Raw genomic sequence first — 26,587 nt, forward strand, 5'->3', positions numbered from 1 at the left:
TTTTATTATAAAGTAAAATTAAGACCAGCCGTAAAAGTCGTTGGCTGCGGATATCCAAATCCTGCATTTTCAGGATCTACACCAGTAAAACTTTTGGCATCAATGATCAGTAAATTTTGACCGCTGATGTACAATCTAAAGCTATCGAAATTCATTTTTTTCAACAGATCTTTTGGTAAACTGTATCCTACCTGCAAGACACGAAGTTTAAGATAGTTTCCGTTTTCTACATAATAAGTCGAAAATCTTGATTCTGCATTCCTGTCTACAGTAGTTAAGGCAGGAATAGTAGAATTAGGATTATCAACAGACCAGGCGTTTAATAAACGTGTTCCTTTATTCGAACCTACATCATCAACACTCCAGAAATCAGTTTGGTATTTTGTATTATTTATGACATCAACATCACTTGCTCCTTCCCAGAAAGTGGTAAAATCCCAGTTTTTATACCCTAATCCCAAATTAAAACCATACGTCAATCCCGGATTTGGATTTCCTATCCAGGTACGGTCTTTATCTGTAATAACTCCGTCTTCGTTTAAATCTTTGTAACGAATTCTTCCTAGGCCTTTTCCTTCCTGAGTGGCCGAGTTATCTACTTCGCCCTGACTTTTAAAGAGTTCGTCAGCTACATAACCGTACATTGAGTTAATTGGACGACCTAAGATATTATCGTCAAGTCCATCTCCTCCGTAGCTATTTCGTACTTCATCAGGCAATTTTGTAATCTTGTTTTTATTGGCTGAAACATTCGCCGAAATATCATATTTAAGTCCAAATGAGGTTTCGTCATGGTATCCTAAACTAACTTCCCAGCCTTCATTCTGCATCGAAGCACCGTTTACCCAACGATTTCCGCCTTCGCCAATTACACCTAAATAAGGTGGTAAAACCAGAATATCATCTGTTTTTTTGATGTAATAATCTACAGAACCGCTTAATTTTTGTTTGAATAATCCAAAATCTAAACCTATGTTGGTTTGCGTAGTGGTTTCCCATTTTAAATTATCATTTCCTGACTGAGTGGCAATAAAACCAGACGGAAGCAAACCGTTTCCGTTTCCTGCAATATCATAAGCTGTACCGTAAGAAGTAGCCCAAGTTGGACTTCCGCCTGCATAACTTGCCAAATACAAACTGTAAACCGCAGTATTACTGATTTCCTGATTTCCGGTTTGTCCCCAACCTGCTCTTAGTTTTAAATCAGAGAAAACAGGCGCATTATTTTTAATGAAATTTTCATTGCTGATTCTCCATCCTGCCGAAACTGCTGGAAAGGTTCCAAATTGATTGTTTTTTCCAAAACGGGATGATCCGTCACGACGAATCGTACCTGAAAGTAAATAACGGTTATCAAACTCATAATCTACTTTTCCAAAATATGACAGCAAAGAATAGGTTGTCGAAGTTCCGCTGGTAAACGATTCTCCAGTTCCAGCATCTGGATACATATAATCAGGAGTTTCTATCAAAAAGTCATTTTTACGTAAAGTTGTCGTATCATAAACATCTTTGTACATCTCTGTTCCTGCCATCAAATTCAGGTTGCTTTTTCCGAAATTCAAACTGTAAATGGCAGTATTCGTCCAAGTCCATTTATCACTTACCGACTGATCAATGGTTACTGATGACTGATCGTTTTTCAGATAACCTGATTGATAACTTCTTTGCAGCGTTCGTTTTTTATAAGATCCATAATCAATACCAAAACTACTTTTGATATGCAGATTTTTGATGATCTCTAAATCAGCATACATATTTCCGAAAAGACGCAAATAATCATATTTATTGTCTTTGTTATATTCTAAAAGTCGAACAGGATTTTGCCTGTCGTTCATTCCTCCTACTGGTCCTCCCCAGCCTTTTCCGTCTACAGTACGCACCGGAATTATCGGTAAAGCACGAAGCGCAGGATCAAGAACTCCTGGATCTGTAACTTCATTGGTACGCGTCATCGAGAAATTTTCTCCAATTACCAGTTTACCGTCAAAATATTTATAAGAACCATTCATTCTGGCAGAAATCCTTTCGAAATCAGTCGTTTTTACAACACCTTCGTTCCCATAATACCCCAAAGAAAAAACATAACTTCCTTTGTCTGATGCATTAGAAACAGATAAATCATACGAATTCGCGATTCCGGTTTGCGAAATTGCATCGTACCAATCTGTATCCGAAGCTTTCAGGGTCTGATTCGCATCTAAATATTCAGGAATCAAAACTTTGTTCAATTGTGGTTTGTTGTTGTTTACAGACCAGTCAAACTGATAACGCAAATTATTGTTGTTAGGGTTCAAGCCGTCATTAATATTGGCCTGCCATAAAGCCTGCCCAAACTGATCGGCATTTAATACTTCCTGTTTTCTGGAATAATCTGAAAAAGAAGTATAAGTGCTGAAATTGATTCTCATTTTACCTTCTTTTCCTTTTTTGGTCGTGATGATAATAACTCCATTTGAAGCTCGGGAACCGTAAATACTGGCAGAAGAAGCATCTTTTAAAACCTGAATCGATTCAATATCATTTGGGTTTAGTTCGTGCATTCCGGATTTTGTTGGCATTCCGTCAATTACATAAAGAGGATCTGTGTTGTTTAAAGTTCCTATTCCACGAATCACAACTTTTGTATTGGCTCCGCTTGGAGAACCATCAGACGAAACCTTTACCCCGGCCACTCTTCCCTGCAGCGCTTTTATTGGGTTGGGTTCGGGTTGTGTCATGACTTCCTTCATGTTTACAACGGCCACGGCTCCTGTAATATCGGTTTTCTTTTGTTTGGAGTATCCCGTTACAACCACTTCATTGAGCTGGTTGTTGTCTACTTTTAAAGTAATATTGAATGTTTTTTGCCCTTTAACTTCAATCGATTGTGGGCTGTATCCGATAAAAGAAACGACAATCTTTGCATCTGAAGTTACCTCTTGAAAAGAAAAATTTCCATCAAAATCTGTTACTGTACTGGTATTGGTTCCGGCAATAAGTACCGTTGCTCCGGGAAGAGGCATTCCGTCGTCTGAAGAAATTACTGTTCCCTTAATTCCTGTTTCCTGCGCGGTCATAACCAGCATTGGAAAGAAGAAAAATAGAAAATAAATGAGTTTGGTTTTCATAGTTAGTGGTTTTGGTTTTAAGGTTAGTTTACATTTAATTGGTTAATTTCTAAGTTACTCAGCTCAACGCCATTTTTTGAAGAAACGCAAAGAGTGGTATACGGCTGGTTTGGGAAAAAGATTTCAGTAATTACTTTTTCACCATTGTTGTAAAATATTTCGATAGATGTTTTGTCCAGAATGATTTTAAAAATCCCTTCTTTTTGACTTCCGTCTAAAGCTGCTTTGGTAATTGTTGAGGCAAACTTTTCTGAGAAATCAATTTTTCCTGATTTCAAGCGATCCACAAATAAATAATGTTCTGTATTATTAATTCCGAAAGTCACCGTTTCTCCATTTGCATTTGAAAGTGTAAAAGTGTAGGTGTCCTGTTTAAGATTTCTGATATTAAAATGAAGCATCGCCTTAGTCAAATCAATTTTCCCTGCTTGAACCAACACTAATTTTCCTTTCCCTTTCAGGCTTTTCACTTTGATTGTTTTACCAATGTATTTGTTTATTTCTTTTACAGGAAAATTAATCAAAGTATAATCGTTCCCTTTTTTGATTACCTGAAGTTCACGCGCAATTGTTGTGGCGCTTCTCCAGGATTGTGTTGGAACTTGTTGTGCATAATCCCAATTCGACATCCAGCCAATAAATAATCTTCGTCCGTCAGCACTTGGAATATTATTCCAGGTCACGCCTGCATAATTATCTTTTCCGTAATCAAGCCATGCCGCTTTTTCTTGTTCTATTTTTTTAGCAAAATTAGATTCTAATGTAAAATTTGTTCCGTCGAAATCACCAATGAAATATTGTGTTCCCGATCCTCCGTTCGCGCCGCCGGGATTCAAATTCTGAATTAAAACCCATTTGGATTCATTGGTTCCTTTTACTTTTATCTCAAAGAAATCAGGGCATTCCCAAACTCCTCCGTGAGCGCCAATATTTTTTCCGAACTCTGATAAATATTTCCAGTTTTTAAGATCTTTTGAAGCGTAAAACTGAGTTCTGTCCTGTGCTGCCAAAGACATTATCCATTGTTGATGGGTTTCATCCCAATTTACTTTTGGATCACGAAAATCACGAATTCCGGGATTTTTAATCACTGGATTTCCTTGTTCAAATTTCTGCCATGTAAAACCATTGTCATTCGAATACGCAATATCCTGCTGCTCTACATCAATCTTTCCTTCTTTTTCTTTGGTCATATCATGCAGCGTATAAATCGCCACAATAGGAGCCGTTTTTCCGGTACCTAAACCCGATGTATTATGCGTATCGACAACAGCACTTCCAGAAAAAATATATTTGTCTTTTTCAGGATAGAGTGCAATTGGCTGTTCCTCCCATTTGATTAAATCTTTACTAATGGCGTGCCCCCAATGCATAGGTCCCCAAACACTTTTTTCAGGATAATGCTGGTAATACAAATGATAATAACCATCAGCATAGAACATTCCGTTAGGATCATTCATCCAGCCATTTTTTGGAGTAAAATGAAAATTAGGACGGTACATTTTTTCTTCTGTAGCAATGTTTGTTGCAACAGCAGTGGTTTGTGCAAAAGCCGAATAAGGTTTGCATCCTCCAATAGAAAGTACCATTGCACTATAAAATGCCAGCGGTAGATGTTTCTTTGATGTCATGTTTTTTGATATTTTTTTTGGTTAGATTTTCACTTAATACTTCTAAAGAGATTCCTTTAGTTTCAGGCATTATAAAAATTACGAAGAGCAACTGCAGCACCATCATCAGTGCAAAAATTAAGAATACCACATCAGGTCCGATTTCTGAAAAAAGCATCGGAATTAAAGAGGGAATAATGGCCGCTAAAACCCAGTGTACGGAACTCCCGAAAGCTTGTCCCGACGCGCGGATATGGTTAGGAAAAATTTCTGAGATGAAAACCCAGATCACGGCTCCCTGCCCAATGGCGTGTGAAGCAATAAATAAGAAAAGGAAAATTGGTACTGATAATCCTCCCCAATTGTAATAAAACGAAGCAGAGACTAATCCAAGGGAAATAATATATCCTACAGAACCAATGTACATTAACAACTTTCTTCCTAATTTGTCAATTAATGCTACTCCGATTAAGGTAAATATAAGATTGGTAATCCCAATGCCGATACTGCTCAGTAAAGCGGTATTTTGTCCTAAACCTGCTTCTTGAAAAATTCTTGGGGCGTAATATAAAAAGGCATTGATTCCTGAAAACTGATTGAAAAAGGCAATTAAAAAAGCCAACATCAACGGAAAACGATATTTTTTCATGAAGATATTCTCATGTTTGGTAACTCCGTTTTCTCTGGAATCATCCATGATATCTTTTAGATCCGCAGTGGGATCAATTTGAAACAAAACTTTACGGGCTTCTTCGTCACGGTTTCTAGACAATAACCATCTTGGACTTTCTGGGATTGTAAGAATAAAAAGAATATAAATAACGGATGGAATCGCCTGAACTCCTACCATCCAGCGCCACGCATTTTCTCCGATATCCTTTAAAAAGAAATTGGATATAAAGGCAATTAGAATTCCTAATACAATATTGAACTGATACAACGCTACCAAACGTCCGCGTTTCTCTGGCGGAGCAATTTCTGATACATAAGCCGGAGCAGCAATAGTTGAGGCGCCAACACCTAAACCGCCTATAAACCTGAAAGCGGCAAATACATAAGGATCGTTTGCAAAAGCAGCACCAATGGCAGAAATAAAATATAAGATTCCGATCCAGAACAATGTCTTTTTACGTCCTATTTTATTGGTTGGAATTCCTCCAAAAATGGCTCCTATAACAGTTCCCCAAAGTGCCATTGCCATAACAACAGATCCATGAAAAGCATCAGATGAATGCCATAGAAGCTGTAATTGTTTATCAGCTCCAGAAATAACTACGGTATCAAAACCGAATAGAAAACCTGCCAGTGCAGCAGTAACAGACCAAATCAATATCTTGTTCATTGTAGATGTATTAAAAACTTATCGCTAAGATATCCGCAAAAAAAACAACTTATTTTTAATGATGTTACAATTTAATTCCTTAAATATTGATAGATTGACACAAAAGAATTAACTGTCTTATTTACAAGGTTTTATACTTATTGAAATTTAATTACGAAAACCATGTAGTTTCGATTATGTTACATTTGGTACAAAATTGATACATAAAATGGAATGCTTTTGTATTAATTAGAATTTGATGTTTTGTATTCTTTAGGAGAAATTCCAAATTTATTCTTAAAAGCTGTAGAAAAATAATTGGGAGAAGAGAATCCAAGTGAGTACGCAATCTCAGAAATATTCATCTGATTAGACTTTAAAAGCTCAGCAGCTTTCTCTAATTTGACATTATTGATATGATCACTAATATTGATTCCTATAATTGCTTTTACTTTTCGGTACAACTGAACTCTTGAAACTCCGAGCTTGTCGGCTAAATCCTCGACAGAAAACTTAGGATTTTCAACATTCTTCTTAATAATATCATTCATCTTGGTTATGAAAGTTTGTTCCTGATTGCCAAATTTAGACTCAGGTTCAACACGGTAAATATTATTGGTGTAATAATAACGAAGTTTTTCTCTGTTGAAAAGCAAACTCGAAATGGATTGTTTTAAAATAGAAAGACTAAATGGTTTTGTTAAATATTGATCAACCCCGCTCTGCAATCCTTTTAACACCGATTCTTTGTTGCTTTGCGCTGTTAGAATAATAATAGGAATATGGGAAGAGCGCAGATCTTTTTTTAATTCTCTACTAATTTCATAACCATCTTTGTCTACTAAATTGATATCGCAAATAATGATATCGGGAACAATTTCCATTGCTTTTTCAATAGCATCACTTCCATCAGAAGCGTACACCATATATTCACCGGATAATTTTGCTTTTAAAAATGATACTAGATCAATATTGTCTTCTATGATTAAAAGGGAATGTTTCTCTGATTCAGCAATTGTGTTTACTTCTTTAAAATCAGGTTCTATATCTAAATTATCTGTTATAAGATTTGGAGTAATATTGAGATTTTCTATTTCATTTACAATCTCTGAAGGCTGTAAATGACTGTTTGCTTTCAATAAAGTAATCACGAATTCACTTCCTTGTTTTGATTTGAGTTCGATCGTACCGTGATGCAAAAGCACAAATTCTTTAGACAAATGAAGTCCAATTCCTGAACTGTTTTTATTATTGTTTGAAGCTTTAAAAAATGGACTAAACACGTTGGACAATTCATTTTCAGGAATTCCAATTCCCGAATCCTTAAAGTTTATTTTTACTGTATTATCCTGATTTTCGAGAATCGAAATGGCTATTTTTCCGTTATCCGGTGTGAATTTAAAAGCATTGGAAAGCAAGTTGAAGTACACTTTATCCATAAGTCCTCTATCGATAAACAACTCCAGATTTTTATTTTTCATCGTCAGCTGAAAATCGATATTTCTGCGGGCAGCTTCGCCTTTAAAATTAGTCATTACCTCATTGGTAAAATCATAAATCTTAGTTCTAGAAGCTCTTAGGGTAAATTTTTGCTCTTCTATTTTTCTAAAATCCAGTAGCTGATTTATTAACCGCAGTAATCTGTTCGAGTTTTTATGAATAAGTTTTACCTCGTCAATAAGCGCGGTTCCTTTGATTTTTTCATTTTCGATCAGGGACTCCACATAACTCATAATCAGCGTTATTGGAGTTTTAAATTCATGGGAAAGTCCGGTAAAGAAATTCAGTTTCGCTTCGTTGCTTTTCGATGCAATCTTTGCCATTTCCTGTATTTCACTATTTTGACAGATTACGGTTTGATTGATATTTTCAAGCTGTTTTTTCTTTTTTGAAATAGAAATCGTCGAATAAATACTGTAAATGGTCAGACTCAAAATAATCACTAAGAAAAAACTCAGCAAACGTACCAGATTGTTCTGGGAAGCATACTCTTTTTCCTGTACTTTTATGGCTCCCTGCTGCGACTCAATAACCGCTTGTTGCTGATCTACCTTATCCATTTGGTTCTCGATAATTTCAGCATTGTTCTGGTCGATCACAATGGTATTTAGAATATTGTTCTTAGAAACAGGTTCTTTATGGTACATTTTTAAAGCCAGTTTCAAAGCTTCATTTCCTCCCGTAGGATATAAAATGGTTCCGTTTAAAACTCCGCTTTTAACCAGTTCAATCCCTCCGTTTACAGAATTTAATCCGTCTACACCTAAAAATTTAATTTTATTCTCTAATCCAACTGTCTTTGCCGTTTCCCAGGCGCTCAATGCCATTCGATCGTTATGGGCAAAAATGTATTCAACATCAGGATTTTGTAAAAGAATTGTTTTTAAGGGCGCATTAACAGATTCTTTTTCCCAATTGCCGTGAATGGTATTGACAATCGTAAAACGTTTATTGCCTTTAATGATCTGATCAAATCCCAGACTGCGCTCATAGGCCGGTGAAGAACCGTTTGCGCCTGTAATTTCGACTATTTTGCCTGAAGCTTTGCTGTGTGAGATGATATATCGGGCGGCAACTCTTCCAATTTCAATATTATCAGCTCCAAGATAAGCCGTGTAATTTTCGCCATCGATCTTGCGGTCTACAACAAGAACCGGAATTCCGGCTTTAATCGACTTCTCTACAACTGCAGTTAAGGGTTTGGACTGGATTGGAGATACAATAATTACATCTACTTTATTGGCTATAAATCGCTCTATATCTTCAATTTGTTTATTGACATTGTTATTGGCGTCAGTAATTTTTAAATCGACTTCAGGTCTGAGAGAAGCTTCAATTTTTATCGAACTGGTCATTTGTTTGCGCCAATCGTCTGTGGTCATTGCTTGCGAAAAACCAACTTTTATTTTATCTCCCTGTTTTTGACTGCACGAAACTAAAGTTAATGATGCTAAAAATAGCAGCAAAATATATTTTACAAATGGATACATGAAATTATGAGTTTATGTAAATGAAAATAGTTTTCAAAAAAAATACCTTACTGAACCAACAACTTGCCAAAATAATTAGGAAGGATTACTTTGCACAGACAAGCGGGAAGGATATATGATAAGGTAAAATTAAACTTTTATTTGATCTTTGCAACTTAGTATTGAAATATCTTAATCAAAAACAGCGATACTTAAAAAACGCTCTGACTTACTGATAAGGCGCGTTGTTCCTGTTAAATAAGACGATACTATACACATAGATAATTAACCTGCAAAGCTTTGTTTTGTTCCCTTCATTCTAAAACTTCTCAGGCTCATCCCTTTGTGTCTTTTAAAAAATTTATTAACATGACTTTCATCCGAAAATCCAAATTCATCTGCTATCTCATGAACTCTTTTATCGCTAAATTGTAGTCTGTGCTCTATCAGGCGGATCCTGTAAGAAGAAATATAATGCTGAATGGTTTCGCTACATTGCTTACGAAAATAACTGCCAAGATAAGTTGGCGATAACCCAAATAGATCTGCAATTACTGCTATTTTCAAGCGTTCGGGATTACGTATATGCTCTTGAATATAATCCAATATTTGCATAATACGTACATCTGCACTTGGAGAAATATTTTTTGGTTTAACCGCTGATATATTTCTTGCAGCAATAACAATAATCGCATTTACTAAGTGAGCAATCAGGTCTTGGTTATAAATATTGTCATGCTCAATAGTCTGCCCTAGCTGCCCCATAAGGATACGAACCATTTGTTTATCTTGATGGCCCGCCAAAACCGAACCTGTCAAATCAGAAGCATAATATAAAAGACATTCAATATGATCGATGCTTTTCCATTGATATTCTCTAATATAATTTTCACCAAAACGAACCACTATAAACTCACAAATACCATATAGGTCAAATTCATGGCAATCATTGGGCGTAGTCAAAAATAAGTCTCCCGACCTAAAATCTACTTTATTTCCATTTGTACAATAGCTTCCATTACCTGATATAACATAAACCATTTCAAAAAAATTAAACTGCCTGTCACGCAGTGGACATGTATCGATTTTTTCATAAAATACTTCGAGTGACTGATAAATATTTTCTCTTCCCATATGGTAAAGATACCTAAATAGGCTTGAAATATACCTGTAATAAGGCGCTTTACCGGTCTACTTTTGCCAAGCACAAATAAGGATTATAAGTTAAGGTTGTGTTGAATTATAAAAATCACTGAATATGAAAAACACCAATTTGAAGAATATAGATAGCAACCTTTGGCAGGCTATTATCAAAAGTGAGTACATGCAGATAGACTATGAAAGCTTGCTGGAGAATGATCCAGCGCAAATTAGAGCCAAGGAATTAACATTGTCATTAAAGGAAGAATCTGCTGAAATACCTGATGAGTTACATCTGGAAAATATTCAGATTCCTTCTTCTAAAAATAAACGTACCATCTCATTGAGAACATACAAACCTGCCAAAAAAGGTACCTTACCAGTATTGCTTTATTTTCATGGAGGAGCTTTTATATATGGAACTCCAGAGCAATATGATTTTTTATTTTTCAGATTGGCAATCGATATTAATGCAGTAATTGTTTCTCTCGATTACCGATTGGCGCCTGAAGATCCTTTTCCGGCTGCTCTGGAAGATGGATATGATGCGCTGCTCTGGTTGTCTGAATATGCGGGGGATATCCAAGGGGATAAAAACAACATTATCATTGGTGGAAGCAGCGCCGGAGCAACTATTGCTGCTTCTCTTGCCCATCTGGCAAGAGATAAAAAGCAAGTAGAAATTCAGCACCAGTATTTACTTTATCCAGCAATGGATCATCGCCTGAAAACCCAATCAATGCAAGACTTAGCAAATGCTCCTATGCAAAGCAAAAAAGCAGCACAATGGATGTGGAAACATTATTTACCACACCTGATCGATAAGCCGCCAAGATATGCAGTGCCGTTATTGGAAGACAATTTCAAAGATTTACCAACTGCAACAATCATAGTATGCGAATTGGATCCTCTGAGAGACGAAGGAAAAAAATATGCTGCAAAATTACAACAGGCCGGTATTGCAGTTAATCTATTGGAAATACAAGGAGCTGTGCACGCCTTTGATTTTTTTCCATGTCAATTATCTGATGCTTTTTATACACAGCAAGTTCAATTATACAATGAAATTTTAAATCCTGAAAAATGAAAAAAATAGTAGTTATAAATGGGCATCCTGATAAAGAAAATTTAAACAGTGCAATTGTAGAGACTTACATTAATTCTGCCAAACAAAACGGTTCACAAGTTCGCTATATCGCCATCGGAGCGCTCAACTTCAATGCTAATTTAGAGTTCGGTTATTCTCAAAGAATGGAATTGGAACCTGACTTGGTAAAAGCCTTGGAGGATATTAAGTGGAGTGAACATACCGTATGGATACATCCTATGTGGTGGCTGGGTATGCCAGCAATTATGAAAGGTTTTTTCGACAGGGCATTTCTTCCGGGTATTACCTTTAAGAGGGATGAGAAAGGTGTTACCCAAGGATTATTAAAAGGAAAAACAGGAAGAATTATTACAACCGCAGGAGATTTATCCCTAACTATTTACAACGAAATCTATAAGTCAAGCGGACTAGTACAATTAAAAGAAGGGATTTTAGCTTACTGTGGAATATCTCCTATCGAAAGTGATTTTATTGGACCTTTGAATGAATTAACCGAAAGTGACACATTACAATGGCTAAAGAAAATCAAACACCTAGCCTTCTTAGACTCCAAATCGATTTGAATCTTTTTTATAATTAACTCATTGGGTATAATTGCTTTTAACATATAAAAGTTATGTCTGAGCACGGAAAATTATACCCAACGATTTTTAATCCAACATAAAAACAATCAATCCTCTTGCACCATGTGCTCCAAGAACTAATGACTGCTCGATATCAGCTGTTTTTGATGGTCCTGCGATAAAAGTTCCGAAACCATACTGCTGATTGCCAATTCTTTCATAGGCCTGATGCATGGTGGCCAAAATATCCTTTTTATGAACTATAATAGCTAAATATTGTGCAATAAAAGGCGATACACGTTGTCCAAGTACATCATCTGTAACCCAAAGTGCACTATTTTCAGCTACACCAAAATGAGCTTGTATAATATTTAGTTCCACATCGGCAAGCGAATGCGGATCATCACTTGTCCAGTCTAAAGATGCAATTTCAGAAAGCTCCGCAATTGTGGTTATGATGCGTTTTTCGAGTGCATAATTTTTCTTTATATAATCAAGGATTTCAGCATAACTGGTTACTTCTACGGGATCACCTCCAATATTTTTCAGTACCGTTTTATAGGTTGCCAGCACATCAGCATTCTCTGAACTTAAAAGATTCAGATCAGGCAAGTCTGTAATAAAAGCAGGTTGATTTTGCTTTATTTTTTTTAAAATATCCGCTTTACTACTCATTGTCTTTTGCTTTTGCTTCTCTTGAATTTTTCTTGTACCATTCTCTAAAAGATTCCTCTGGAACGTCTGGCATTTCTCGCTGGTCGTACCATTTGTTCATTTTATTATTGACTAGCCCTGGAATGTTTTTCATCACAAAACGCCCTGATTTTCCTGCGATATTAAAAATCGTTGGATTAGCGAGAACTTTCGCCATGGTATTCATTGCAATTGTTTTGGATGTTGGTGTATGTCCTTCTTTTACCAAAACCTGACGCCATTTATACAATTGGTCGTGTATATCAATTTTTACAGGACAAACATTGGTACAAGAACCACAAAGTGTACTTGCAAATGGTAAGTCGGCATTTTTACTCATGTCCAGATTGGGCGCCAATATAGAACCAATTGGTCCTGCAACGGCATTGTGATAACTGTGTCCGCCACTTCGTCTGTAAACAGGGCACGTATTCATACACGCACCACAACGAATGCATTTAAGGGAATTTCTAAAATCTTCTCTTCCCAGTTGCGTACTCCTACCGTTATCGACAATCACGATATGAATTTCTTTTCCGTCCCTAGGCTTTTTGAAATGACTTGAGAATGTGGTAATAGGCTGTCCAGTTGCACTTCTGGCCAATAATCTCAGGAAAACACCTAAATGTTTGCGCTCGGGAATTAGTTTCTCAAATCCCATACTGGCAATATGAACATCGGCTAGATGTGCGCCCATGTCTGCGTTTCCTTCATTGGTACACACTACGATTTCACCCGTTTCTGCAATCGCAAAGTTAACTCCGGTCAACGCTACTTTTCTGGTTAAGAAGGTATTTCGTAAACTCAAACGAGCTGATTCGGTTAGATATTGAGGGTCAATATTACCTTTTTCTGTTCCCAGATGTTCATGAAAAGTTTCACTTACATCTTCTTTTTTTAGGTGAATGGCAGGCAAAACAATATGGCTAGGCGGTTCTTTACGAAGCTGAACAATATATTCTCCTAAGTCTGAATCAATCACTTCGATGCCTTTTTCGGCTAAATAATCATTCAAATGGCATTCTTCTGTAAGCATTGATTTTGATTTCACCATTTGCTTTACATCGTGCTTTGCCATAATCGAATGTACAATTTCGTTGTGTTGTTTTGCATCGGCCGCCCAATGTACGATGATACCATTTTTCTGCGCATTGGCTTCAAATTCAATCAAATAATCATGAATATTAGAAAGCACATTGTTTTTAATCTGTGAAGCGGTTTCGCGAAGCAATTCCCAATCTGGTATTTGATGCGCCGACTTATCACGCTTTTCACGGACAAACCAAAGTGTTTCGTCGTGCCAGTTTACGCGTTCTACATCTTTATTAAAATGCGTGGCGGCCTGGCTGTGTTCGATTATTTTTTTTGAAGACATTTTTTCTTATTTATTTCACCATTAAGAGATTAAGTTTATAAAGCTTTAACTTAAATTATTTAATCTCTTACTGGTAAAAAGAATTTTAAGTTTAATTTTAAAATCACCTAATTTCCTAGTGAATTTAAAATTTCGGCGATATGAATGGTTTTGATCGGGCTTTTTTGTCTTTTCAGAATTCCTTCTAAATGCATCAGACACGACATATCCCCACCTGTAATATAATCTACATGCTGGTTTTCATGATCCTTTATTCGGTCTTGTCCCATTTTTACAGAAACGGCTTCTTCGGTCACACAGAATGTTCCTCCAAAACCACAGCATTCATCTTTTCTGGATAACGAAACCAAGTCCAATCCTTTTATATTGTGCAATAATTGTTCTGGTTTAGAAAAAAATGGGGCATTAAGCTCTGTCATCTGCGAAAGCTTTAATCCACGCTGACCGTGACAACTTACGTGCATTCCTACTCTGTACGGGAAATTTCCGTGGATGGAATCTACTTTTAGAATATCGGTAATAAACTCTGTTAGTTCAAATACTTTCCTTCTCATCTCTGCGGCTACTTCTTCTTGATTCTGGTCATGTAAATGTTCCTTTACATGTAAAACGCAACTTCCCGATGGGCAGACAATATAATCGAATCCTGCAAAATTGGCGATAAAATTAGCATCGCAGCCTTTGGTTAAATATTGGTATCCGCTGTTTGCCATAGGTTGACCACAGCAGGTTTGTCCCATTGGAAAATGAACATCGCAATCTAATTTCTGCAAAAGTTCATAGGTGGCAATACCTACTTTTGGATAAAACTGATCTACATAACACGGTATAAATAATCCGATTTTCATTTTTTTATATTTTTTAAACCCGTGTGAGATACAAAGTCACAAAGTTTTTTTTTATCTTTTTTTTTATCTCGCAATCGTGATTGCGGAATTAATTCTATTTTTAGTGTTTGTAAAATTTCAAATCAATCAAATCATTCTGGATCGGTTTAGGATTCCAGTTTTGATGAATCGCTAGCGCAGCACCCAATGCACTTGCCTGTGCCATCGAAGCCGCATAAACTTCTATATCGGGATAAGCTTCTGCGAGTAAATTCATGAAAATTGAATTTTTACTAAAACCTCCATCCACAAAAATCTTTTTTACAGCACTATTATGAATTACTAAATTAGTCGAAAAAACCTGTTGTTCAACAAGGTCAAGCATCAATTGATGATACGCTATTTCGTAGTTTTTAAAATTCTTCAAATCTCTTTTTTGAAAAGGACATTCTTTCAGAATATCAAAATCATATTTCTTTGGATAAATGATTTGAAAGTTTATCGCTCTTAAATTTGAAACTATCTTTTTATCAAAATATACCTCTTTATAAATATCAACCGGCACATTAAAATGTGCTGCTAATCTTTTGGTCTGCACTTCATGTTCGTTCCCTGAAAACAGACGGGCTGCTTTTACAGGTTCATCAGTATATTGCATGTAACACAAACAATCTTGTTGCAATTCTTCAAAAGTCAATTGTTTGTTATTGAACGGATTCAGGGAAATACTCCATGTTCCTGTAGACAGTAAAACGAAAGGCTCTGTAAAGTTTATGGTGTAGGGAATAATCGCAGATGAACTATCGTGCAAACCAACGCCAATGGCTAATCCGTCTTGCTTTTTAATGGTATGTTTTCCGTAATGAAGCGGTGGGATTTTATCTGAAATGTTTTCGTTTTTGAGCCACTTATGATACTTCATCTTCTTGAAATTCCAAAGATTAGTGTGGCATCCAATACTTGTAATATCAGCGTAAGGCTCATTGGTTAAAAGAAAACTTAAATATTGCGGTAAATGCAAACAGTATTTTACCTGTTTGAATAGTTCCGGGTTTTCTTCTTTGAATCTGTAAATCTGCATCCCGGAATTCAGACTTCCTAAAACAGGAGAAGCTGTTTTTACTGCAAAAACCTCTTTTCCTTTGTATTTAGTATAAAAGTCATTTTTTAACTCCTCCGGATACTCTTTCAAATAATTATACAGAGGAGTTAAAACTTTTCCTTTTTCATCAATGTAGACAAAACTAGCACCATAGGTACTAAAATTGATGGCTTTTAGAACGTAATCCGTCCTGTTTTCTATTTCTGATAAACGTTCGGATATCCAGTTTTTTAGCACTTCAATATCTTCGCAGGGAAAACCATCTTCATCGACAGTTTCATCAAGATTCACTGATTTTTCCCAAACAATTTTATAATTTTCATCAAATAAAAATACCTTTTTGTTTGTTTTGCCAATGTCAAAAATTGCAACTACATTCATTTAATTAATTATGAATTATAAGTTATTAATTATGAATTACAGAATTATGATTTTTGCTCCGTCTTTTTGTTTTTACATCAAAGGATTGGTAAAAACAAAATAGTTTATGAACTTATAACTCATAATTCATAACTCTATTTATAAGCCTGTAGCCATCGTTTTTAAACCTCTTTCTCCTATTAGATTTTTTCTAACCGAAAGACTACGGTACAATTCAACTGGATTTAATGCCGCACCTGAACGTAAACGGGCCTCAGCAACTACTGCACGAACATCTGTACGGAAAGCATCCTGCAGAATTTCCTGCGCTTTTACCACATCATTTTCCTGCTGTGCAATTTCTAAAGCTTTTCTATCTACCAAAAGCGCCTGAGCATAAGCAATCATAATGGCTTCTACAGATTGTAATAAATCTTCTAAAGGATCTTTTATGTTGTGTGAAGCGTCAATCATCCAGCCTAAATCCTTCGCGTGATTCATTCCTCTGGCGTCCATTCCTTCAACTAGTTCATTAAAAATCAAGAACAATTGGTATGGTTTTAAAGCTCCAGCAGTTAAATCGTCGTCTCCGTATTTTGAATCATTAAAATGGAAACCTCCTAGTTTTTCTTCCATAAGTAATAAAGAAACGATTTGTTCGATATTGGCATTTGGCAAATGGTGTCCTAAATCAACAAGGGTTTGTGCTTTGTCTCCTAACTTTTTTACATAAGAATACGATTGTCCCCAATCTGCAACTGTAGTGGAATAAAAGTTGGGTTCAGCACATTTATATTCTAAAAATAATTTCCAGTTAGAAGGTAATGCATCATAGATTTCTTCCAGACTTTCTAATGTATTTTGGTACGCTTTTCTAAAGTTCAATTGTCCTGGAAAAGAAGAACCATCAGCCAGCCAAATTGTTAGCGATTCTGACCCTAGTTCTATTCCGTGTTTGATTACTTCTATATTGTGCGCAATGGCCTGTTTACGAACTGCTTTATTTACATTTTGTAATGATCCGAATTTATACGAATTCTCCTGACCTGCCTGATCCTGAAAGGTATTGGAGTTCATGGCATCAAATCTTAGATTGTGCTGCGCCGCAAGATTTTTGATTGCTTTATAATCCTGTGGAATATCCCACGGAATATGCAAAGAAATTGCTCCTGAAGCATTGTTTAAAGCGTGAAGCAAACCTACATCTTCGATTTTTTCTTCGATAGAGCGTGGTTCTCCACCTCCGGCAAAACGTCCGAATCTTGTTCCTCCTGTTCCTAAAGCCCAGGATGGAATTGCAATTTGAAAGTCTATTAATTTCTGAATAATTGCTTGTGTATCACCAATTTCTGAAACTGTAAAAGCAAATTTATTCTGGTGTTTTTTTAATAATTCCTCATTATGAGATGCTATATTGTCTGATCCGATTAACATATTATTTTATCTTTTAATAGAGATTACAATATATAAATTATATAAATTGAACTCTGGTTTAACGTTACTATTTTATGCTATTTTAATGGGTTTTCCAGGGCTACTATATCCTAAAAAAATCTAACGCTCGAATGCTATCGAACGTTAGATCACAAAAAACCACTTTTGCTTTAAACAAACTTAAAAAAACTTAACAATCTATCTGTAAAAGCCCATTGATACACCGCCGTCTACGTTCAGGGCATTTCCTGTTGATTTATCGAGTAAACCTCCCACAAAAGCGAAACAAGCGTTTGCAATATCATCGGGCAATATAATTTCATTGAGTAACGTACGTTTTGCATAATAAGCCGGTAATTCCTCTACTGTAATACCATATGCTTTTGCACGACCTTCTGCCCAACCTCCAGACCAAATATTCGAGTCTGAGATTACTGCATCAGGATTTACTGTGTTTACACGAATTTTGTCTGCGCCTAATTCGGCAGCCATAAGTCGTGTTAAATGTGCCTGAGCTGCTTTTGCTGAACCATATCCTGGATTATTTGGTCCTGCAACCACAGCATTTTTAGAAACAATATTTACGATGTCTCCTCCAAATCCTTGTTTGCGCATTACTTCGATTCCAGCTTTAGAAACAATAAATTGCCCTTTTACCAAAATGTTATATAATCTGTCCCATTCTTCCAGAGTATGCTCTGCAATTGATTTAGAAATACTAATTCCTGCATTGTTTACAATGATATCAGCACCACCAAAAGCCAGACAAGCTTCGTCTAATGCTTTTTCAGTACTTTTTTCATCCGTAACATTTAGTAATGTACTTGAAACAGCGTCTTTACCAAACAATTTAATAAACTCGGCTGCAGCAGTTTCCAGACGTTCCTCGTTAATATCATTAATTACTACACACGCACCTTCCTGAGCAAATTTTTTGGCAATAGCCTTACCAATTCCTCCGGCAGAACCTGTGATAACAGCGACTCTTCCTGATAATGCTTTAGGTTTGGGCATACGCTGTAATTTTGCCTCTTCCAACAGCCAATATTCGATATCAAATGCTTCCTGACGCGGTAACGAAGTATATTCAGAAACTGCCTCGGCACCTTTCATCACGTTTACTGCATTGATATAATATTCAGATGCAAGACGTGCCATCGTTTTATCTTTGGCAAACGTAAACATACCAACTCCCGGATATAAAATCACAACCGGATTTGGGTCACGCATGGCTGGTGAATTCGACTTTTTGCACGTATTGTAGTAGTCTTTATACATCTCACGATACGCCTCAAAAGCAGGTGTTAATTTTGCTTTAATCGCCTCTACATCTGATAAATCTTCGTTTGGTTCTAAAGTTAAAACCAAAGGACTGATTTTGGTACGTAAAAAGTGATCCGGACAAGAAGTTCCAAGAGGTGCCAGTTTGGATAAATCATTAGAATTAATGAATTCCAAAACTCTCGCATCATCTGTATAATGACCAATCATCTGACGCTCTGAGGAACAGAAACCTCTTAAGATTGGTGCTACTTTTGCTGCTCTTAATTTACGATCAGCTTCAAGCAGACTTTCTATTTTTTTACCTCCAAAAACAGGACGTTTTTTTCCGTAGTTATTCTCTAAGTATTCCGCACATTTCTCGATTACTTCCAACGTGTTGACATAACTTTCGTATGCTGTATCTCCCCAGGTAAATAAACCGTGAGAACCCAGCATGATCCCGCGTAATTTTTTACCATTTTTCTCTGCTTCTTCCAGACAACTTCTTAACTGAAGTCCTAAGTCAAAACCGGGACGCTGCCATCCTACCCAGCCAATTTCACCATCGAATAATTCTTCAGTAATTTTAGCTCCGTCCTTGGCTGCAGCGATTGCAATTGCTGCATCAGGATGTAAATGGTCAATATGTTTAAAAGGTAAGAAACCGTGTAAAGGTGTATCTATAGAAGGTGCTTTTGAAGCTAAGTCGAAAATACAGTGATTGAATAATTCTACCATTTCATCCTCAAACTCAATGCCTCTGTATAGATTCTCGAGATTGCGAAGCCTGTCTAAATATAGCGCTGCACAACCGGATTTTGTTAATGTACCAATGTCTCCACCAGAACCTTTAATCCACATGACTTCAGAGCTTTCTCCGGTTAGCGGGTCTTTATCAGTAATTTTTACTGAAGTGTTTCCACCACCATAGTTAGTCAGTCTTAGATCGGCCCCTAATAAATTAGAACGATAAATGAAAAGCGCTACTTCATCTCCTGCCAGTTCCTGTGCCTTAGCGTCATCCCAAAGATAGCTTACATGCTTAAAAGTCATATTTTTTATATTTATATTCGACATTGTTGTTATGTTATATTTTGTGTATTTATAATGAATTTCCAATTCCGACCAAAACAATCGACAGCATAATTAGTCCTATTCCGCATAGAAAAGTTCTGAATGTCTTTTGAGAAACACCTTTCCATTCTTTCAAATAAAATCCCCAAAGATTAGCGGTCAGAATAATAGTTGCCATGTGCAGAATCCAAGAACTGGCACCATTTCCTAATTTACTTTCTCCCATTCCGTAAAAGAAAAACTGTAAAAACCACATGGTTCCTGCCATCGCCGACCACAGTATATTTTTAGCAATTGGTGTGTTTTTATTGGTGTAATCTGAGAAAGTTTTATTTTTGAAATTAAGGTACATGCACCAGATAAAATTGGTAGTCAATCCGCCCCACATTAAAACGATATAGGTAACATTATTTTGAAATAAAGGGTTACAACCATAATCAATAGCTACTTCTGCCATTGGTTTTCCGGCTTCGATCCCATAGTTAAAAAACGAACTCAGGATACCTGAAATAACCGCTATAATTAAACCTTTTACCAAACTAAAATCTTTGTCTTTATCCTCATGCCCACTGGCAAAATCTTTTTCTTTTAAGATTCCCGCTTTTCCGGAAATGGCAATTCCTAAAAGACAAACTGCTACTCCAGCCAAAACCATTTGTCCGCCTGGATTTGAGAGCATATCACTAAATGAAATTTTACCGGCTGTTGGGTATAAATCATAATAAATAGAAGGAACCAGAGCGCCAAAAGCAGAACAGAATCCAAGAATAATAGAATTCCCTAATGACATCCCTAAGTAGCGAACGCCTAAACCATAAGTTAATCCTCCAACTCCCCAAATAAGTCCCATCGAAAATGTGAATGCTTTTATTGATGGTGCGGCGGTGGTAATAATCTCAGCAAAATTTGGAATCGTTAAATAAGCAGCAATTGGCGGTACTATTAACCAGGAAAAAAATCCGCCTACAATCCAGTAGCTTTCCCAGGCCCAATCCTTTACTTTCTTAAAAGGCATATAAAAACTACCTGAAGAGAAACCTCCGATAGAATGAAAAATAATTCCTAATAATGATTCCATTAATGATTTAGTTTTTGGTTAAATGTGATAGTTAATTTGGTTTTGTAAAATAATAGAATAGAAAAAAGAAAACTGTCCTGTACTATCCTTTATACTTTTATTATTTATGTTAAATCTGAGAATTATTACAAAGAACAATCTGATTATATTGGAAATATAAATTTAAAATTTCTATTTTAGCAATCGATTTCGTAATTATTATATCCTCAATTTGCCAAAAACAAACAAATCATCAAAAACATAAAATAAGCCTTATTTAATTGCAGAGGTTTTGTGAGAAAAATACCAGAAGGTGTTATTTTATATATTTTAGAGAAAACTTTGATTGCAGGCTATAATTCATGAATTATGTTGCAGCAAGTTGTCAATTAATATACAAGCCAGACAAAATGATTAAACTAATTAAAATAGATGAAGATTCCAGGGTTCCTAAATACAAACAAATTGTAGACTCAATCCTGCAGAATATTGCTAACGGAAATTTAAAAATAAATCAAAAAATTCCCTCAATAAATAGTTTTAGCGAAGAATTTTATATGTCGAGAGACACTGTAGAAAAGGCGTATAATATTCTGAAAGAACGAAAAATAATCTCGTCTATTCGAGGTAAAGGATACTATATTACCCGAACTAAACTTGAATCTAAAGTCAATATTTTGTTTGTACTTAATAAACTGAGTGCCTATAAAATGAAAACTTACAACTCTTTTATCAATACAATTGGAGCCAATGCGCATACTGATTTGCATATTTATCATTGCGATGAAACGCTGTTTCTAAACTTATTAGACAAGTTCGAAGGTGCTTATGATTATTATGTGATTACAACTCACTTTAAAACCGACGAATTAAAGCATTTAAGTTTTACCAATGAAGTAGCAAAAGCAATTCAGTCAATACCTGACGAAAAACTGGTTTTAATGGATAATATTAAACTGGGAATGGAAGGTGAAATCATTAAGATTTATCAGGATTTTGAGAATGATATTTATAATGCATTAAAAGAAGGTCTTTCGAAAATAAGCAAATACAATAAACTAATTCTGGTATATCCTGACAAGGCTGTTTATCCTTATCCGAGAAGAATTTTACATGGGTTTAAAAAGTTTTGTGTAGAACATGAAATCAATTTTGAAGTCCTAAGTGAAGTTTATGATGATATGATCCTTAAAAAAGGGGATTTATTTATCACGATCGAAGAATCTGATCTGGTGAATTTAATGAAACAAATTCGCGATGAAGAGTTTGTCTTGGGTAAAGATATTGGTGTGATCTCATATAATGATACACCCCTGAAAGAACTATTGGGAATAACGGTAATGTCTACCGATTTTAATGTCATGGGGGAAACCGCAGCCAGAATGATCCTGAATAAAGAAAAAGGAGATGTAAAAGTACCTTTTAATTTTATTGATCGAAATTCTATTTAGGAATTTTATTTTTTATAATGAACAAAGCTCTAGATTTCTCTGGAGCTTTTGTCTTGGTAGCCCTAACGGTACAATTCTCGAACCATTTTGTGGATGATTTAAATAAAATAAATATTTAAGTAATATTAAATTTTCGTTCAAATCCCATAATGGTCAATATAAATATTAATAAATATAGACCCTGATAGTAAAGAATTCGAACCTTTTATTGGAGGATTTGAAAGTTATAAGTGAGTTTTAAATTAAAATTATTCAGTCCTGAATAATAAAATTTTAAAAAAAAGTCAAAGTCATCTTTAAAGTTAAAATTAAGTCTCTCATTTTATGTGAATTATGATTAAATTTTTATCTTAGTGAAGAATATATATTTAGAATCTAAAATAATCATAATAATTCCAAGTGCTTTGTGAGCTTGATTCAAAAGTAATACCTTGAACTGCTCAAAGAATTCTATTTTATTATAATCCCAAGCTGAAAGAGCGAGTTTGTATGCGTATTTTTAAGATTTGATTTGTGGTCTTTCTGAGTTTTTTACTTTTTTTTTGTAGATCAGTTCAATTTCAGATACAGTCTGCCAGTTTTGATTTAAAGTTTCCATAATTTCTATATTTTAAATTAATTATGGAACATCCACCGGGAATCGCTTAGCAAGCGCAAAAAGCAACGCAATAAAGCAGGAATTTTTTGCTGCATTTATGGGGGGATTTTTTGCTAGCGCCCGTAAGCTATTCTCTAACTTTGTGACGAAATTAATTAAGATATTAAAAGAATAATGGACTCTTTGGTGTAGGTCAAAAAACATTAATTATTGCGAAAAGTATTAAGGTTCGAACCCCATCACGGTCACAATAAAAAAACAAAAGCCTGTAACCCCTTGTTTTTACAGGCTTTTGATGGTTCGACAAAATCAACGGTAAATTTCATTGATTGCTAAACCCTTGTGTTTATTGAGTTTTACGGTTCGAACCCGTAATGTTTTAAGTGTATGTTAAACTTTTGAAAGGGATTCGGTTTATCATATTATAGCTTTACGAGATTCATTAGTAGAATACTTTTTGGCTTTAATTTAGATTTTAAAAATTAAAAAAGATTCAGAATTTCATGTTTCTTTTTTTTTGAAATACCGGATTTTTTATCTGAACTTCCTTAGTTTTCCGTCATAACTTTTCTATGCAGCTGTCCCCATGAATCTAGTTCACATATAACACTTTTTAAAGTTTGACAGTACTCGGTTGCTTCATATATAATTGTGATTGGTGTCGTTGGAAAAACGTTACGTTTTATAAAATTATTTAATTCCAAATGCTTTAGTTCATTCGCTAAAACCTTAGGTGTTATAGGAATATCATTTTGAATTTCAGAAAAACGCTTTGGAGATTGAGAAATACAGAGTATTAGCGCAAGTTTCCATTTTCCATTAAGAACAAACATAGCATCAATTACATTTCTGAGTGATTGGGCGCATTCTGCCGAGTCTTGAACTACTTTTTTTTCTTGTTTTTTCATAGTCGAAAGGTAATAAACTTTCCTAAAAGGAAGCGCTTCCCTTTGGGAAAGGAGCATTATATGGTAATTTATATGCCATAACTTTGGCCCCTGAAATAAGATTATGAAATAAATATCCAATTTAAAATGAAACAAACTATTTTAACAACACAAGAAGTTGCAGCTAAATTTATAGAAATGTGCCGTCAGGATAAATTTTATGAAGTACAAACGCAATTGTATGCCGATAAATGCGTCAGCGTCGAAGCCAACGATTTTCTACTACCAAAAACTGTTGAAGGGCTGCAGGAAATTCTGAAAAAATCCCAATTATTTGAATCTTTAGTTGAGAAGGTTCATGGACGTATTATTTCAGACCCAGTGATTGCAGGCGACTACTTTACGGTGTCTTGGTCTGCCGATATGACATTTAAAGGAAAGGATAGATTCACAATGGATGAAATCTGTGTATATAAAGTACAAGAAGGCAAAATAGTTTTTGAACAGTTTTTTTATTAACTCTTGATCTTCATTGAAAAAGCCCTGAAATTTCAGGGCCTTTTTATTATTACAATTTAATTTTTAGGAAACTACATTTTTGGAAGAAGTACTGTGTCCACTACATGTATCACACCATTAGATTGATTTACATCCGAAATTGTGACTTTAGCTTTATTTCCACTTTCGTCACTGATATACAAATCTTTTCCATCCATCCACGCAGTTAAAGTTCCTCCACTTACTGTTTTTAATGTTGCTTTTCCTTTACCAGCTTTTATTGCTTTTGCAATATCTGAACTATTCATTTTACCTGCCACTACATGATACGTCAAAATAGTTTGTAATGTTTTAATATTCTCAGGTTTCAATAATGTTTCAACAGTTCCGGCTGGCAATTTACTAAATGCTTCATTTGTTGGGGCAAAAACAGTAAATGGACCTTTACCTTGTAAAGTTTCAACCAATCCAGCTGCTTTCACTGCTGCTACCAAAGTTGTATGATCCTTTGAGTTTACCGCGTTTTCTATAATATTTTTATTAGGATACATAGCCGCTCCACCAACCATTACTGTTTTTTGTGCAAATGATGTAAATCCAAATCCTAATGCCAGGATTGCTACGGCTAAAAATTTTCTAGTTTTCATGATTCTTTTTTTTTAAGTTATAAAGTCATTTACGCTTTAATATTCCTTTTGGTTTTAACAAAGTCCAGAAAGAAGAAAAAATAAAAATGGGTCAACTTAAAAAACATTGTTTGTCTGTGTTTTATATCTTTTTGTTAATCATAAAACGTTCTATAAATTTTCACCACTGCAGATTAATTGAAGTGAACTTAGGTCTTCTTTATTTTTTTTGATGGTTCATATTACCCCCAGTTTAAGTGGACAGTTCAAAGTTAAAATATTAAAATATAGTGTAAAAGTCGAGCTTAGGACTTCGGTCCATCTCCATTCTGGCATCCATGTTAACCTAGTATTTTTAGTGGCATTGTAGCGTCGTTTAGTTAAAATGTTGTCTAAATTCCAAAGGCGAAAGGTTGGCTTTTCTTCTTAAATAAGCGAAAAAAGGCACTAAAGGATCTATTTTGTTCTTTTTGTCTTGATTTACAGGGTCATAAATAGGATAGAGGATACTTATTATAACTTTTACCAAAGAAAGCCAAAAAGGCTTAAAATCAATTTAGAAAACTTGTGGAAGTTATATTTATAAGTCCCTTCATGCTTATAATACTTTTGTCTGAATCTGAATCCAAAATAATTAATCCTTCACGATCCAGTACTATTAATGCCCTCTAAAACTTGTGCCTGATTGATAATTTCCATAGATAAATCCTGTTGTAATGATTTAGCTAAATAAGGTATAACCAAATTAGTTAAATCTTCTAAAGTATAATCCCTTTCAGGATTTTGAGCCATAATACTAAGAATCTTCTAGAAGATATTAAAAGTTGTATGCATAAAATTAATTCAATTTTAAAAACTTGTATTGACTTTAAAATTACTTGTTATTTTTGATTTATAATCCTAAAAATAAATTTTCTTAATTCGCTTTAGGCTTTTTTAAAAATATTTAATAACAAAAGATATTAGAAAGACATTGCCAATTTCAGCATTTTTCCAAAGCATGCATGTAAGAACATAAATTTAGTATGTGTTTTCCTTAAGTTCAATCATTTCTTCTGTCAAAATTGAAAAAACAAAATCTATTTCTATTTTCTAAAATTATATCCGGCAAATTAAAATGAAATGTATTTCAATTTTACGCTTCTAACAAATATAAAAAAGATTATTTTTGTTTAAAGTTATTTAATAATTGTTAAACAATATAAAATGAAATCAATTATTGCAAAGATCGATAATACTGTATTGAATGAAGTTCAAATTGACAGAATTATAGAAATGGCATGGGAAGACCGAACCCCTTTTGATGCTGTAAAATTTCAATTTGGTCTATCTGAAGCTGATGTAAAAGCTTTGATGAAGAAAGAATTAAAGTTCAGCAGTTATAAGTTATGGCGTGAAAGGATTGAAAATTGTAAAACAAAACACGCTGGAAAGAGGACTCAGGCAATTGACAGGTTTAAATGTAACAGACAAAGAGCAATTTCAAATAATAAAATCTCTAAGCGTTAATAAAAATATTAG

20 protein-coding genes are annotated in these 26,587 nt (G+C 34.9%); 5 read left to right on the plus strand and 15 right to left on the minus strand.

Annotation, left to right across the window (positions count from 1 at the left end; all coding sequences use genetic code 11):
• Positions 1-5: 5 nt before the first annotated feature.
• From QLQ94_RS18910 to QLQ94_RS18930, 5 genes are all read right to left on the minus strand, one after another.
• Positions 6-3,110: a SusC/RagA family TonB-linked outer membrane protein gene (locus QLQ94_RS18910; RefSeq protein ID WP_482498158.1), complete on the minus strand. Its 3,105-nt coding sequence runs from the start codon at positions 3,108-3,110 to the stop codon at positions 6-8.
• A gap of 23 nt (positions 3,111-3,133) precedes the next feature.
• Positions 3,134-4,741 carry a glycoside hydrolase family 32 protein gene (locus QLQ94_RS18915; RefSeq protein ID WP_271335910.1) on the minus strand — a complete coding sequence of 536 codons (1,608 nt, stop codon included), beginning with the start codon at positions 4,739-4,741 and terminating at the stop codon, positions 3,134-3,136.
• Positions 4,704-6,062: a sugar porter family MFS transporter gene (locus QLQ94_RS18920; protein WP_271335909.1), complete on the minus strand. Its 1,359-nt coding sequence runs from the start codon at positions 6,060-6,062 to the stop codon at positions 4,704-4,706. The genes QLQ94_RS18915 and QLQ94_RS18920 overlap by 38 nt, the downstream gene beginning before the upstream one ends.
• Positions 6,063-6,286: 224 nt before the next feature.
• Positions 6,287-9,031, minus strand: a complete 2,745-nt coding sequence (locus tag QLQ94_RS18925) for a substrate-binding domain-containing protein (RefSeq protein ID WP_271335908.1) — start codon at positions 9,029-9,031, stop codon at positions 6,287-6,289.
• Positions 9,032-9,295: 264 nt separating this feature from the next.
• Positions 9,296-10,144: an AraC family transcriptional regulator gene (locus QLQ94_RS18930; RefSeq protein ID WP_271335907.1), complete on the minus strand. Its 849-nt coding sequence runs from the start codon at positions 10,142-10,144 to the stop codon at positions 9,296-9,298.
• A gap of 124 nt (positions 10,145-10,268) precedes the next feature.
• On the opposite strand from QLQ94_RS18930, the gene QLQ94_RS18935 reads away from it, so the two are divergent.
• The gene (locus tag QLQ94_RS18935) at positions 10,269-11,237 is read left to right on the plus strand and encodes an alpha/beta hydrolase (protein WP_271335906.1); all 969 of its coding nucleotides are present in this window, start codon (positions 10,269-10,271) and stop codon (positions 11,235-11,237) included.
• Entirely contained in the window at positions 11,234-11,821 is a 588-nt protein-coding gene (locus QLQ94_RS18940) for an NAD(P)H-dependent oxidoreductase (protein ID WP_427402492.1), read from the plus strand. The genes QLQ94_RS18935 and QLQ94_RS18940 overlap by 4 nt, the downstream gene beginning before the upstream one ends.
• Before the next feature lie 87 nt (positions 11,822-11,908).
• On the opposite strand, the gene QLQ94_RS18945 is transcribed toward QLQ94_RS18940, so the two are convergent.
• The 7 genes from QLQ94_RS18945 to rhaT form a co-directional block, all read right to left on the minus strand.
• A complete protein-coding gene (locus QLQ94_RS18945; protein WP_482498161.1) occupies positions 11,909-12,496 on the minus strand; it encodes a LutC/YkgG family protein in 588 nt (195 codons plus the stop codon).
• Entirely contained in the window at positions 12,489-13,889 is a 1,401-nt protein-coding gene (locus QLQ94_RS18950; protein WP_271335903.1) for a lactate utilization protein B, read from the minus strand. The genes QLQ94_RS18945 and QLQ94_RS18950 overlap by 8 nt, the downstream gene beginning before the upstream one ends.
• Positions 13,890-13,996: 107 nt before the next feature.
• The gene (locus tag QLQ94_RS18955) at positions 13,997-14,737 is read right to left on the minus strand and encodes a (Fe-S)-binding protein (RefSeq protein ID WP_271335902.1); all 741 of its coding nucleotides are present in this window, start codon (positions 14,735-14,737) and stop codon (positions 13,997-13,999) included.
• Positions 14,738-14,837: 100 nt separating this feature from the next.
• Positions 14,838-16,199 carry an FGGY-family carbohydrate kinase gene (locus QLQ94_RS18960; RefSeq protein ID WP_271335901.1) on the minus strand — a complete coding sequence of 454 codons (1,362 nt, stop codon included), beginning with the start codon at positions 16,197-16,199 and terminating at the stop codon, positions 14,838-14,840.
• A 138-nt stretch (positions 16,200-16,337) separates the two neighbouring features.
• A complete protein-coding gene (locus QLQ94_RS18965; RefSeq protein WP_427402494.1) occupies positions 16,338-17,612 on the minus strand; it encodes a sugar isomerase in 1,275 nt (424 codons plus the stop codon).
• 198 nt (positions 17,613-17,810) lie between these two features.
• Positions 17,811-19,952 (minus strand): bifunctional aldolase/short-chain dehydrogenase, encoded by a 2,142-nt coding sequence (locus QLQ94_RS18970; protein ID WP_482498163.1) that lies wholly within the window; start codon positions 19,950-19,952, stop codon positions 17,811-17,813.
• A gap of 25 nt (positions 19,953-19,977) precedes the next feature.
• A complete protein-coding gene (gene rhaT / locus QLQ94_RS18975) occupies positions 19,978-21,027 on the minus strand; it encodes an L-rhamnose/proton symporter RhaT (protein ID WP_271335898.1) in 1,050 nt (349 codons plus the stop codon).
• 389 nt (positions 21,028-21,416) lie between these two features.
• On the opposite strand from rhaT, the gene QLQ94_RS18980 reads away from it, so the two are divergent.
• Positions 21,417-22,457 (plus strand): GntR family transcriptional regulator, encoded by a 1,041-nt coding sequence (locus tag QLQ94_RS18980; protein ID WP_271335897.1) that lies wholly within the window; start codon positions 21,417-21,419, stop codon positions 22,455-22,457.
• 1,146 nt (positions 22,458-23,603) lie between these two features.
• On the opposite strand, the gene QLQ94_RS18985 is transcribed toward QLQ94_RS18980, so the two are convergent.
• On the minus strand, positions 23,604-23,963 hold the full coding sequence (locus QLQ94_RS18985; protein ID WP_271335896.1) for a winged helix-turn-helix transcriptional regulator: 360 nt from the start codon (positions 23,961-23,963) through the stop codon (positions 23,604-23,606).
• A 126-nt stretch (positions 23,964-24,089) separates the two neighbouring features.
• Here QLQ94_RS18985 and QLQ94_RS18990 point away from each other — a divergent pair, with 126 nt between their 5' ends.
• Positions 24,090-24,461, plus strand: a complete 372-nt coding sequence (locus QLQ94_RS18990; RefSeq protein ID WP_271335895.1) for a SnoaL-like domain-containing protein — start codon at positions 24,090-24,092, stop codon at positions 24,459-24,461.
• A gap of 71 nt (positions 24,462-24,532) precedes the next feature.
• Here QLQ94_RS18990 and QLQ94_RS18995 read toward each other — a convergent pair whose 3' ends face one another.
• A complete protein-coding gene (locus QLQ94_RS18995; RefSeq protein ID WP_271335894.1) occupies positions 24,533-25,087 on the minus strand; it encodes a fasciclin domain-containing protein in 555 nt (184 codons plus the stop codon).
• Between the two features lie 621 nt (positions 25,088-25,708).
• Positions 25,709-25,858, minus strand: a complete 150-nt coding sequence (locus QLQ94_RS19000; protein ID WP_271335893.1) for a hypothetical protein — start codon at positions 25,856-25,858, stop codon at positions 25,709-25,711.
• 414 nt (positions 25,859-26,272) lie between these two features.
• Between QLQ94_RS19000 and QLQ94_RS19005 the strand changes: the two genes are divergently transcribed.
• Positions 26,273-26,575, plus strand: coding sequence for a TIGR03643 family protein (locus QLQ94_RS19005; protein ID WP_271335892.1), 303 nt, complete (start codon positions 26,273-26,275; stop codon positions 26,573-26,575).
• The last annotated feature ends 12 nt before the right edge of the window (positions 26,576-26,587 follow it).

It is taken from the genome of Flavobacterium sp. B114r, from assembly GCF_056824125.1.